This is a genomic window from Microcoleus sp. LEGE 07076 (assembly GCF_015207455.1).
Lineage (GTDB): Bacteria > Cyanobacteriota > Cyanobacteriia > Cyanobacteriales > Microcoleaceae > Microcoleus.
The window spans coordinates 1-13,229 of record NZ_JADEWV010000165.1 but is presented as its reverse complement, the minus strand read 5'-3'; the positions used below and the strand labels follow the sequence as shown (position 1 = coordinate 13,229).

The following is a 13,229-nucleotide window of genomic DNA, read 5'->3' as shown; positions in this document are numbered from 1 at the left end:
CAGCTACTTAGAAGAGTCGGACTGAGCTAAAGATGAGCGGAAAGTGGAATATCCTAGAGAGTAATAAATCTGAAACCCTTTACCCGTGAAGAGTTAAAGTCAATCGGGATGACAGGATTTGAACCTGTGACCCCTTCCGTGTGAAGGAAGTGCGCTACCACTGTGCTAATTGCCCGCAGATCGTTAACATATCACACTCACTCGATATTCGCAACTTAATTTTCCAAAAAATTCAGTTAAACTCGACACAATGCCCACAACACAGGCATTTGTCGAGTCTCACCATCAATCAACCACCCACCAACCTGCGGCAGGGCCAACAAACCGCACCACAATCCACCAACCCACCAACAGGCTAATCCCGATCCAGCTTCCGCGAGATGTCCACCTCACAAAATCTTCGCTTTGGGTTTTGGTGATTGGCAGCCAGGGAAGGATGCGTTCTTCTTTACCGTATTCGTCGCCGATCGACTCTTTGCGACGCTTAGCTTCACCCATAATCTTTGCTTGCTAAATTAAATTTCAACTGGATACCCTACCAAATTATACGTCAACAGGTCATCTCAGGCCTGCGTCAACCAAGTCGTATCCAAATAATTAATCCTCGCAAACGGACTCAGCGCCGCTAAAACCTGCTGCCCGTAACTGCGGTGAATCACCCTACTGTCAAAAATCGCCACAACCCCCTGACGTTCTCGCACCGGCGCGATCGCCCGCTGCAACTCATTCAGCGCCGCCGGCAGCAAATACAACCGAAACCAATCCTGGCGCCGCTCTTTATAATCAGCCACACGCGCCGCCACCAAAGGATTTTCCATTGAAGGTAGCGGCAAAGTGGCGATCGCCAGCAAGTGAGGCGCGCTCAACTCCCCCTGATGTTCCCGCCAAAACTCCCACCCAGTCACCAAAATCCCATTCTCGCCCACCTCGGTTTTTTCTACCTGCACCCGAGAACCGAACTCAGAAGCCAAAATCGCCGCCAGCCGAGCCTTCAGCGGTACATCACCCACAATCAACACCGTTAAACCCGCCACCGACACACTCATCAACAGCAAAGTCCGAATTTCTTGAATTAACACACCCTGAAATTCCGGCGTATTCGGCAGCGGCAGCCAGTTGGGAATGTACAGTTGAATTAACTCGTTTTGTCGATCGGGCGAAAACTTCACACTCGTCAACTCTGGCAATCCGATCGTTTGCCGGAAGATCGGAGCCTTCTGTTCCACATCCACCGCACAGCCAATCAACACCACAGGCACCGCAGACCAAATTTGGCCCAAAACCTCCGCCACCTGCACCGGCGCGCAGTAGAGAGAAAATGACCCGCTCGATCGATGAATTTGCGCCCACCGCAGTTGGCCGTTAGTTTGCCAGCGATGCCAAAAATTGCTCCAAGCCGCCGGAATCAGCCGATTAGGCTCGATCCTTGCCAGCAGCCCCTCCAAAATATGTTGCTCTGCCGTTTCCAGTAAATAGCACTCATCAGGTTTTGTCGGATGCTCAAAAACAGCCCGCGTTAGCAGTACCCGCACTTGGAGAATTTCCTCCGCCAGCATTGGCTCAGATTGCATTAAATCATTCCAGTCAGCAGGTTGCAAACTCGCTGTCAACTGCTGGCGCGTCCAAACTTCCAAATCGTCCACACCGTCGATAATTGTCGGAATATTGCTCCTGAGTTGCGAATTAGCCGCCAAGCTATCCGCCAGCCAAGACTCGGGATCTGCTAGCATCAATCCCCGCCCGCTGGCATTTTGGGAATAAGTCTCGATCGGCTTCTCTGTTTGCAGCCACTCTTGCAAGCGGGGAATTTCCACCCCGTGCAAATGTTCCAGCAGCGGTGTCGGCGCTACTAAAATCACGGGATCGGGCCACATCAACACCGGCAGCAAATAGCTGACTCGATACCGCTGTCGGTAAGCTCCTGCTGGCAGCCCCGTTTGGATCAGAGCGCTGCGCCCCAAGCGCAAAGCCCGCGCCACGAGACGCGCCATCGTTAAATGGTGGGGCCAGTGCCGCTCGGAGGTCGATCGCAAGAAGCGGAGCAGCGAGTTGTGGACTTCTACCTCAATCAATCGATTTCACAGTTGATATTGCTCAATCAAGATAATCAAAACTTGCCAGAAAATCAACTATTTTTTCACCAGCCGGCAAACTGAATTTACTCTCCTGATTCTTTCCACCTCGCCGACCAAAATTCTGGTGAGAGTACACCGTCAGACTCTCCTGCCCCGAACTAATTAAAATAGTTTGGGTAGGCGACTGAAAAAACTTTGTTTTACGAGCGGAATTTACTACTGTTTGCAGCATTTCTGTCGCTTCATTTAAATTATTTATCGCTAGATTCAATGCTTTACACAACTGCACAACTCGATTATTTTTCAAATCTTGATTTCCAATATTTTTGCTAACAGCCACAATATTTTTCTGCGTTTCTAAAGCGTCATTAAACGGCAGAATCCCTAAAAAAGCGGCTGGCAATAAATGCTCGTCGCTATCAAATCTAAAAGTGAGAGTTGTCCGGCGGTAGCCGACTTCAATATCGGGAGGACAGCTCATTGCCGGATAATGCCGAGCTATTTCGCTGTAAGCTGTTGCTAAAGCGATGTTTGCTGAGTAATCTAAAACTGCGTTAACCACAATTCGCACTAACCCCGGCCTGTGATTTAAAAATTTTCTCGCTTCTGACGGCGAATTAAATTGTTGAATCAGAGTGCGATCGCCATCCGGGCTGAGGTCAACCCACTCGCAATTAATATTATCGGCAATGATGCCAAACCGAGGAACCAAATACAGTCTTGCCCCAGTTAAAGTTGCCCCCGTCAAATCTGCGCCCACCCAATCAGCATTAATCAAATTAGTTTCTGTCAAATCTGCGTGAACAAAATTAGTATTTGCTAAATTAGTATTTCTTAAATCGGCTCCATTCAGGTTAGCTCCGCTCAATTTAGCATCGCTCAAATCTGCGTCTTTGAGGTTAGCTCCGCTCAAATCGGCCCATTTGAGGTTAGCTCCGCTCAAATCGGCACCGCTGAAATTCACCTGCTGCAAAGAAGCTTGTCTGAGATCGGCATTGCTGAAATTGACGCCGTTAAGTTCTGCTTTTGTCAAATCCGCGCCGTGCAAGTTAGCTCCTTGAAAGTTAGCTGATGAAGCCAAAGCACCTCTAAGATTTGCACCAGAAAGATTGGCACCGGACAAGTTTGCTTCCGTCAGTTTTACCTCTCTTAAATCGGCTTCAGTCAGGTTAGCGCCGCTGAAGTTACTTTGGCTGAGTTCGCAGCGGACTAATTCGCCTCTAATCAGGGATGCTCCGATTAATTGAGATCCACTTAAATCGGCTCTCACCAAGTTTGCCACGTTGAGAGTAGCCCCGTTTAAGATTGCTCGCGAGAGATTGGTGCTGCTGAGTCTAGCCACGTTCAGGTTAGCTTCGCTCAAGTCAGCTTCGCTCAAGTTAGCGCCGCTGATGTTGGTGACAAATAAGCTAGCCCGCCTTAAAATCGAGCCGCTGAGGTTGATGCGGCTGAGATTAGCTTCATTCAGGTTGATTCCTGTGAAATCTCTGTTGCCTTCTGTGTATCTTTTGACCAGTTCAAATCGTTTGAGAAGTTCTTGAGCTTCCATTGTTTTTACCTGAATGAAAGGGGGATCTGCTAAGTTTTATGCAGTCTGAATATAAATTATATCCAATTAATTTATATAGCAAACCCAATATTATTACATTTTGAATTGCTGAAATTATTGCCGACAATTGCATTTACCTTCTTCTTTCTTCCTTCTTCCTTCTTCCTTCTTCCTTCGCCTATATTTACTCGCCGAGCTGATAAAAGCTTTTGACAAACTCAACCACCGTATTTAGCGGCGGGGTTGTGAATCTTTGGGCCTTAATTGCAGGATTGATCGAGGTTTTGTTTGCTCCCGGCAAATTTGCCAAGTTTCTGCCAAAGTCTGGATGATAGTGAACCATCAAACTTTCGGCGCTGGAGTTAGCGAGTATGGTTTGGGTAGGCGATTGGAAAAAAATCGACATCAGTTCGCGATCGAGGCGAACCGGCTGAATTTTCATTTCCCCTATTTTTCTGATTGTTTTGGTCAGCATCACGTTCAATTGCACTACCATATTTGAGACTCGGACACCCAGGTTATTGCCGCTTTGGGGTTGGATCATCTTGATCAGAGTAATCAGATTTTTCTGAGTAAATGCCGCGTCGCTAAAGGGAATAATAGCAACGAAAGCTGTGGAAAATAGTTGCTCGTCATGATCTATTCTAAATGAGATGATTGTCCGCCGCGAATTAACTTCTATGCTGGGAGGATGGCTCAAACCCGAGTATTGACGGGCAATTTGGCGGTAGGTAGCAGCGAGGGCAAAGTTAGCGTCGGGGTCTAGGGGTCGATCGACAATAATTTGAACTGTCGGCGGCGTAGCATTAAAAAACCGTTGAGATTCTTCTGAAGTAAACCGCTGAATGTGGCTGCGATCGCCGTTGGGACTGAGGTCAACCCAATCGCAGGTAATATCGTCTGCTTTGAGATTAAACCTCGACACCGCATAAATTTTTGCCCCCGTCAGCGCCGCCCCCGTCAAATCTGCACCCACCCAATCAGCCTGAATCAAATTCGCTTGAGTCAAATCCGCGTGTACCAGAGTAGCGTTCAACAGGTTAACATTGCTCAAATTTGCCCCGTACAAATTAGCCCCGCTCAATCTCGCTTCATCCAGGTCAGCGCCCGTCAGGTTCGCCCCGCTGAGGTCAGCCCACCGGAGATTAGCGCCTCGCAAATCAGCGCCGCTGAGGTTGGCTTGAGACAGATTAGCTTGTCTGAGTTCGGCATTACAGAGGTTGACACCTCGCAAATCTGCCCTGCTGAGGTCGGCTCTGTGCAAGTTAGCCCGTTCCAAGTTGGCCGCTGTCAGGGAAGCGCCTCTGAGGTGAGCCCCGCTGAGGTCGGCTTGCTCTAGATTGGCTTCTCGTAGGGTTGCTTCTCTCAAATCTGCTTCGCTGAGGTTTGCACCGCTCAAGTTTGCACCGCTGAGGTCGGCTCTGACCAGTTCGGCTCTGATCAGTGTAGCTTCCACAAGTTTGGCTTCGCTGAGGTCGGCTCGAATCATGTTAGCTACGTTGAGGATAGCGCCGCTGAGGTTGGCTTTGTTGAGATTGGCACCGCTGAGTCTAGCAACATTGAGTTTGGCTTTTCTCATGTTAGCGTTTGACAGATTGGTGCCGCTCATATTGGTGAGGCTCAAGATTGCCTCGCTGAAATTAGCCCCGGCGAGATCGATCCTGCTGAGATTGGCCTCGCACAGGAGGATGGCAGTAAAGTCTCTTTCTCCTGCTGCATATTTGGCGATGAGTTCTTCGGCGTCCATGCTTTTCACTTTCCCTTATGTGTTAGCTAGAACAAAGCTTTGTTGTGCCAACCTTTTAATAGAATAAGCATTTTTTGTAACTTGATGCAATATGCCTAGACATCTATATTGTGGAATCCTTTTATAAAATCCAAAATGGTGGTGATATTAGCTTGACCCAATTTTGTACTTTCGGCTAACTTGGCTGAGGTTGAATTGTTCGGATCGTATTTTTTGATCAGGCGCTTGCCGAAGGCTGGGTGGTGATATACACTGACTTTTTCACCGCAGGAATTAATTAAAATCATCTGTGTAGGAATTTGAAAAAAATTGATGCTTTCGCCGATTCTGGGAAAAGAACTTGAAATTTTGATTTGGTCTACTTTGCTGATAGCTTGGTTGAGAGCTTTGCTGGATAATTGGACGTGTTTGGATTCTTTGACGTTAAGTTTGCCTGCATCCTGGGATTGAATCATTTTCATCAAAGCTATCAGATTTTTTTGAGTGGTGGCGGCGTCGTTAAAAGGAATGATGGCAACGTAAGCGGTGGCAAATAATTTATCGTCGCTGTCCATTTTAAAGGCGAGTACGGTGCGCCTGGAGCTGACTTCGATCGTGGGCGGCTGACTTAAACTCGGGTATTGTTGGGCAATTTGGTAATAAGTTGCAGCTAAGGCAAAATGAGCGCCTTGGTCTAAGGGCGAGTCAATCACAATCCTAACTGTGGGTAAGGTTTCGTGAAAAAATTCGTGGGTTCCTCCGGAGTTTAACCAGTAAATTTGGCTGTGGTCGCCGTTGGGACTTAGATCGACCCATTTGCAGGTCATGCCTTCGGTTTTGATGCCGAGCCGCGAAACGGCGTGGAGTTTGGCTCCGGTTAGGGTGGCTCCGGTTAAGTCGGCTCCAATCCAGTCGGCGCGAATCAGATAGGCGTTTGACAGGTCGGCGTGAACTAAACTGGCATTGAGTAAGTTGGCGTGGCAGAGGTCGGCTCGGCTGAGGTCGGCGCCGCTCAATTTGGCTTCGCTGAGGTCTGCCCAGCGCAGGTTGCAGCCGCTGAGGATGGCCCAGCGCAAATTGACGCCACTGAGGTCGGCACCGCTGAGTATGGCTTGAGTGAGGTTGGCTTGTCGGAGTTCTGTCCCTCGCAAGTCTGCGCCGCTGAGGTCGGCTCGACTGAGGTCGGCGCCTTGCAGGTTGGCTTGTTCGAGGTTGGCTTCTGTCAAGTACGCGCCGCTGAGGTGGGCGCCTCGAAGGTTGGCTTGAGCGAGGTTGGCTCCTCGGAGGGTGGCTTCTGTGAGGCTGGCTCCGCTGAGGTTGGCTCCGCTGAGGTTGGCTCCGCTGAGCTCGGCTCTAATGAGCTCGGCTCTGATCAGTTTTGCTCCTGTGAGTGTGGCTCTTTTGAGGTCAACTCGCACTAGGTAGGCGACGTTGAGGTCGGCGTCGGTGAGGTTGGCACCGCCGAGATGGGCGCCGCTGAGTCTGGCGATGTTGAGTTTGGCACCGGTGAGGTTGGTTTTGCTGAGGTTGGCTCCGCTGAGGTTTGCTACACTCAGATTCGCACCCTTGAGGTTGGCTCCGCTCAAGTTGACGCCGCTGAGGTTGGCCTCAGTTAGGTTGATTCCGGCAAAGTTTCTTTCTCCGGCGGCATATTTTTTCAGGAGTTCCTCGACTGTCATGGGGGCGGCACCGTATCAAATATCCCCATTTTATTGCTATGAATATCGGTATTGTCGGACTTGGTTTAATTGGTGGCTCGATCGCTCTGGATTTGCGGTCGCGCGGGTTTGATGTTTTTGGGGTTTCGAGTCGCCAGCAGACTTGCGATCGCGCGCAAGAAAGCGGTGTTGTCTCTGCTGCCAGCATACACCTGTCTGATATGGCAGCAGCCGATTTGGTTTTTATTTGCACTCCTCTGGGGTCGATCGAGCCGATCGTCCGAGAGTTGGTGCCATATCTTTCCCCTGATACTATTCTAACTGATGTCGGTTCCGTAAAAACACCCATAGTACAAGCTGTGTCTTCTCTGTGGCCGAATTTTGTGGGGGGACATCCGATGGCGGGGACTGCACAAAGCGGGATCGAGGCGGCGGTAAGGGATTTGTTTGTGGGGCGGCCTTACGTGGTGACGCCGACTGCGGTGACTCCGGCGCACTCGCTAGAAAAGGTTGAGGAAATTGCGCGGTTGTTGGGTGCTGAGGTTTATCGGTGCTGCCCTGTCGAGCACGATCGAGCTGTGGCTTGGATTTCTCATTTGCCGCTGATGGCTAGCGCGACGCTGGTTGCCGCCTGTGCTGTTGAGGGCGATCAGCATATTGTTGATTTAGCCAGACATTTGGCGAGTTCGGGTTTTCGGGATACCAGCCGCGTCGGGGGCGGCAATCCCGAGCTGGGAGTGATGGTGGCGAAGTACAATCGAGAGGAATTGCTGCGATCGCTCCGATTTTACCGCGACAGTCTCGACGAGTTCATCGCTGATATCGCAGCCGAAAATTGGCAAGCTCTCGAACATAAGCTAAAGCTGACTCAACAAGCGAGAGCAAATTATAACTTGTAAGTAAAAAATTGCTTCAAATTGTCCCCGTCTCGATTATGATTTGTGGACGCCTCTATATAGAGTTTAAATGTACACTTATTCTCGACTCAAGCGGGTTTTACTGGGTGAATCTCTCCCCACCAGCGCATCTGTTCACGAACGGTTGAGCAACGCTACAGGACTAGCTGTTCTTGCTTCTGATGCACTTTCGTCTGTGGCTTACGCTACTCAAGAAACTCTGCTGGTGCTGTTACTAGCAGGGAGCAGCAGTTTGAGTTTATCGCTGCCTATTTCGGGAATTATTGTTTTACTGTTGGCGATCGTGGCGCTGTCTTACCGACAGACGATTAAAGCGTACCCAAACGGTGGCGGCGCTTACATTGTGGCGCGAGAAAACTTGGGTACTTATCCGGGTTTGATCGCAGCAGCTTCGCTGATGATTGACTACATCCTCACCGTAACTGTCAGTATTTCGGCTGGTATTGCCGCCTTGACTTCCGCAGTTCCCTCGTTGCTGCCCTATACTGTTGAACTGTGCTTAGTTTGTATTGTCCTGATTATGTTTGCCAATCTCAGGGGATTGCGGGAATCTGGCAAGATATTTATGGTTCCCACCTATGCGTTTATCGTGGGCATTTTTGTCTTGATTGGCTGCGGTTTATTCCAACAGGCAACTGGTCACGTTTTGCCAGCATTAGAAAATATTCCAGCTAAAGAACCTTTGGGATTATTTCTGATCGCGCGCGCCTTTGCAGCCGGCTGTACGGCGCTGACTGGAGTTGAAGCAATATCGGATGGGGTGTTGGCTTTTAAACCTCCTGAATGGAAGAATGCGCGCCTGACTTTAACTTATTTGGGGGTAATTCTGGGGGTAATGTTTTTAGGAATTAGTTACTTAGCTCATATTTATCAAGTGATTCCTAAAGAAAACGAAACGCTCCTTTCTGTGTTAGGAAAAGATATTTTTGGATTGGGCATATTTTATTACTATTTGCAGGCCGCAACTCTGTTGATTTTGCTGTTGGCGGCGAATACGAGTTATGCGGATTTTCCGCGACTTTGTTATTTTTTGGCGCGGGATGGTTTTTTGCCGAGGCAGTTGTCCTTGTTGGGCGATCGGCTAGTTTATTCTAATGGCATTAATTTGCTCAGTTTCTGCGCGGCTGTGTTAATTATCATCTTCCGGGGCGATACTACCGCAGTAATTCCGCTGTATGCGGTTGGGGTGTTTACTTCTTTTACTCTCTCTCAATCGGGAATGGTAATTCACTGGTTTAAAGAGCGTGGTAAAGGTTGGCAGTCTAGTGCTTTGATGAACGGTATTGGTGCAGTGGCAACCACCGGAGTTTTGGCTGTAATTGTCGCTACCAAATTCCTTTTGGGAGCTTGGGTTGTGGTAGTAACTATTCCGATCGTAGTCAGTCTATTTTTAGCGATTAACCGACACTATCGCTATGTAGCCGCTCGCTTGAGCATTCAGGGAATCGCACCTATATCTTATCCTCCCAGACCTAAAGTTAAGGCGGTGAAACATCCGGCAGTGGTGTTAGTCGGGCAGTTGCACCGGGGAACTTTGGAAGCTCTGGATTACGCTCGTTTAATTGCTGATGAGGTTGTAGCGGTTCACGTAGATATTGGTTTGACCGATCGAGCAAAACTGCAAGCTGCTTGGCAAGATTTGCAGTCCGACATTCCTTTAGAAATTCTGGAATCGCCTTACCGTTCTGTTACTGAGGCTTTGACTCACTTTTTGGCTTTATTTGAAGAACAGCGGCCGGGAGTGTTCTTAACGCTGATTATTCCGGCATTTGTGACGCGAAATTGGTGGGAGGGACTGCTGCACAATCAAACTGCTTTCTTTTTGAAGGCGGCTTTGCGGGCGAAAAGAAGTCGGGTGGTGACGACGGTTAGATATTATCTCTAAACTATGAAAACTGGAATTATTGAGGAGACTGTGCCAAAAGAAACCGGGTTTATGACAAATTTTTTGTGTGTTTGCGAAGTATCTAGGCAGAAACCCGGTTTCTGATCCTCGCTGGAAGTTGACAGATCAAAAAAAATGTGCCACGATCGCCATAGGTAGAAAAGTTGCCTTCAACTTGTCTCTAAAAAGATTGCGGCTGCTGAACCAAAGTCTTTTATAAACTACAACATCTCTTCAATTTGTGGGGGTTGCACTGCAACCCGCAACAGACTACTTATGCAGCAGCCAAAAAACTTGAACAGGCTTTGGCGAGCTTTGTCTCGGCAAGGTCTTGATGTTAGTTACGACAACAAAGTCTACTCGATTTGTCTCAATAGTTCTCTGAAAGAAAACTGGCAAGATGCCAGTTTCACAACAGAAAACAGTGAAAATGTTTTTGCTACAAGAGATAACTGGCAAGATGCCAGTTCCACAACAGCAGAAGTTTTGCTTCCAGAAGGTTTTCCGGTGGAAGCAAAGGCGCTCAAACAGTTAGCAAATTTGGCGAATGTGCGTCACCCTCAAGGTGGTTGTGTTTGTCGCGCCTGCGCCACTCCAGACTTCCATCCGGGTGATGCGGGAGTGGCTATTGGCTCGATCGTCCAAACTGACAAAATGGTGATTCCGGCGGCTGTCGGTTCTGACATTAATTGCGGGATGCGATTACACGTTGCTGATTTGTCGATCGCACAATTCCTGGGAAAGCGCGATCGATTTGTAGAGTTGATGAAAGGCGATTATTTCTTCGGTACTCGCGATGTCAGCATGACTGCAAAAACTGCCCGTGCGATGTTCCAACACGGGATACCCGGATGGCTGGATGGTATGCTGGATCGGGCAATTGGTAGCGCAGCTAATTCGGATTTCGAGCAGTTGGCTGCTGAGTGCGAACACACTTTCGGAGGGGGTTCCATGAATGGCGATGTCAAATGGGCTCCGGCAGAATTAGTCCCAAACGACGGCACAGTCAGGGATGGTGGCTTGGGTACTATCGGCGGCGGCAATCATTTTGTAGAAATTCAAGTGGTTGAGGAAGTTGTCGATCGAGCTACGGCTTATACTTGGGGAGTGCGATCGGGACAAATCGCTTTTATGATTCACTCCGGTTCGCGAAATGTCGGCAAATACATCGGCGGTATGTGGCGCGATCGAGCTTGCGAAGCCTGGCCGAAAACCCTAAAATACCCTGAATCCGGGCTGTTTCCACTGTCTGTCGAAGCCAATCCCGAACTTGTGAGCAGCTACCTACAAGCGGAAGCAACCGCCGCCAATTATGGTTTTATCAACCGCTTGTTGCTAGCAGAACTTCTGCGACTGCGTTTGCGACAAGTTTTCGGGGATATCGAAGCTCCTTTAGTTTACGACTTGCCTCACAATATTACTTTAGTTGAAGGTGCGGGCTGGGTGACTCGCAAAGGCGCTTGTCCCGCACATTCTGGCCAGCCTGTAATTGTACCTGGTTCAATGGGTGCGCCCTCTTATTTGCTAATTGGTTTGGGAAACGATCGATTTTTGCGATCGGCTTCTCACGGTGCGGGCCGGGCGCGATCGCGCTTCGATCTCAGTCGCCAAGGTGCTGACAAAACAGACGCCGCTTTGGGATTAACCGGCATAGATTGCATTACCTTGCGGGAAGAACGTAGAATCGAAGAAGCCCCGGCAGCTTACAAACCAATTCAACCAGTAATTGACGTTCAGGTGGAGGCACAAATGGTGGGGATAGTCGCTAAAATGAAGCCAGTGTTAACGTTTAAAGCCTAGGCTGATTTGTCGGTTCTCAAAAACTGTTTTCATCAACAGCGTCGAAGCCCGTTCCCAAAGACAATTTCCAGGTTGTGGAATGGGCTTCGACGCCGTTTCCAAAGACAATTTCACAGGTGTGGAACGGGCTTCGACGCCTTTCCCAAAGACAATTTTACAGGTTGTGGAATGGGCTTCGACGCCGTTCCCAAAAACAATTTCACAGGTGTGGAATGGGCTTCGACGCCGTTCCCAAAGCCGTGAAAGTAAGTGTAAAATCTAAAACTTGTCCAATTATCCCCATCCTCAATTGTCACCAAATCCCTCTAAACCTGTCCATCCCCTCAAGCGGCTGCTGAAGTACGGCCGCCGCTACCGCCTGAAAACTTGGCTGGCAAGTATTTGCTCGCTGCTGAATAAATTCTTCGATTTAGCGCCGCCGGCATTGATCGGGATTGCCGTTGATGTGGTGGTGAAACAACAAGATTCTGTCCTGGCTCAGTGGGGCATCAAAGATGTTTTTTGGCAACTGGCAATTATTACTTTTTTGAGTTTGATTGTTTGGACTTTGGAATCAGTTTTTGAATATGCTTACGATTATTTGTGGCGCAATTTGGCTCAGGATATCGAACACGATTTGCGTCTGGAAGCTTACAGCCATTTGCAAGAATTAGAATTAGCTTATTTTGAAGATCGCAGTACGGGCGGTTTGATTTCTATTCTCAACGATGATATCAATCAACTCGAACGTTTTTTGGACGACGGCGCTAATGAGGTGATTCAGGTAATTACAACGGTTGTTGTGATTGGCGCGGCTTTTTTTGCTGCATCTCCTGGTGTTGCTGGGCTGTCAATGCTGCCGATACCTTTTATTGTTTGGGGCTCGATCGCCTTTCAAAATCGCCTCGCTCCTCTCTATGCTGATGTCCGGGAAAAGGTGAGTTTTATGAACGGGCAACTGTCAAATAATTTGACGGGAATTACTACTATTAAAAGCTTTACTTCTGAAGATTACGAAACTGGGCGCATCGAAGCACAAAGCCAAGCTTACCGCCAAAGCAATCAACGGGCGATCGCACTTTCGGCTGCTTTTATTCCGCTGATTCGGGTGGTGATTTTTTTGGGGTTTATTGCAACGCTGTTTCTGGGCGGTTTGGAGGTGGTGGCGGACCGGTTGTCTGTGGGAACTTACAGCGTTTTGGTGTTTTTAACTCAGCGGTTGCTGTGGCCGCTGACTCGCCTGGGAAATACTCTGGATCAATACCAGCGCGCAATGGCTTCTACTAATCGGGTGATGAATTTGTTGGATACGCCGATCGCCATTCGCACGGGCGATATTCGGCTGCCGGTTAGTTCGATTAAGGGCGAGATACAATTTAAAAATGTTACCTTTTATTACAATCAAAGAAAGCCGATTTTGCAGTATTTTTCCCTGACTCTGCCGGCGGGGAAAACTACTGCGATTGTTGGCGCAACTGGTTCGGGAAAAAGTACGCTGGTAAAATTAATTATGAGGCTGTACGAGGTACAATACGGTCAGATTTATCTCGACGGTATAGAATTAACTAACCTGAATTTAAAAGATTTGCGGAGAGCGATCGGATTGGTGAGTCAAGATGTGTTTTTGTTTCACGGTACGG

General features: G+C 48.7%; 9 protein-coding genes. 4 read left to right on the top strand and 5 right to left on the bottom strand.

Annotated features, from left to right (window positions below; genetic code table 11):
• Positions 1–285: 285 nt before the first annotated feature.
• From IQ270_RS22340 to IQ270_RS22320, 5 genes are all read right to left on the bottom strand, one after another.
• On the bottom strand, positions 286–498 hold the full coding sequence (locus IQ270_RS22340; RefSeq protein WP_193975397.1) for a DUF2839 domain-containing protein: 213 nt from the start codon (positions 496–498) through the stop codon (positions 286–288).
• Between the two features lie 65 nt (positions 499–563).
• The gene (locus tag IQ270_RS22335) at positions 564–2,072 is read right to left on the bottom strand and encodes a helicase C-terminal domain-containing protein (protein WP_193975396.1); all 1,509 of its coding nucleotides are present in this window, start codon (positions 2,070–2,072) and stop codon (positions 564–566) included.
• A 22-nt stretch (positions 2,073–2,094) separates the two neighbouring features.
• Positions 2,095–3,624, bottom strand: coding sequence for a pentapeptide repeat-containing protein (locus tag IQ270_RS22330; RefSeq protein ID WP_193975395.1), 1,530 nt, complete (start codon positions 3,622–3,624; stop codon positions 2,095–2,097).
• A gap of 184 nt (positions 3,625–3,808) precedes the next feature.
• The gene (locus tag IQ270_RS22325; RefSeq protein ID WP_193975394.1) at positions 3,809–5,371 is read right to left on the bottom strand and encodes a pentapeptide repeat-containing protein; all 1,563 of its coding nucleotides are present in this window, start codon (positions 5,369–5,371) and stop codon (positions 3,809–3,811) included.
• A gap of 95 nt (positions 5,372–5,466) precedes the next feature.
• Positions 5,467–7,029, bottom strand: a complete 1,563-nt coding sequence (locus IQ270_RS22320) for a pentapeptide repeat-containing protein (protein WP_193975393.1) — start codon at positions 7,027–7,029, stop codon at positions 5,467–5,469.
• 38 nt (positions 7,030–7,067) lie between these two features.
• Here IQ270_RS22320 and IQ270_RS22315 point away from each other — a divergent pair, with 38 nt between their 5' ends.
• From IQ270_RS22315 to IQ270_RS22300, 4 genes are all read left to right on the top strand, one after another.
• Positions 7,068–7,907 (top strand): prephenate/arogenate dehydrogenase, encoded by an 840-nt coding sequence (locus IQ270_RS22315; protein WP_193975392.1) that lies wholly within the window; start codon positions 7,068–7,070, stop codon positions 7,905–7,907.
• A 67-nt stretch (positions 7,908–7,974) separates the two neighbouring features.
• Entirely contained in the window at positions 7,975–9,810 is a 1,836-nt protein-coding gene (locus tag IQ270_RS22310) for an APC family permease (RefSeq protein WP_193975391.1), read from the top strand.
• Positions 9,811–10,086: 276 nt separating this feature from the next.
• The gene (locus IQ270_RS22305; RefSeq protein ID WP_193975390.1) at positions 10,087–11,610 is read left to right on the top strand and encodes an RtcB family protein; all 1,524 of its coding nucleotides are present in this window, start codon (positions 10,087–10,089) and stop codon (positions 11,608–11,610) included.
• Between the two features lie 289 nt (positions 11,611–11,899).
• A partial coding sequence (locus IQ270_RS22300; RefSeq protein WP_193975398.1) for an ABC transporter ATP-binding protein occupies positions 11,900–13,229 on the top strand: 1,330 nt, incomplete at its 3' end.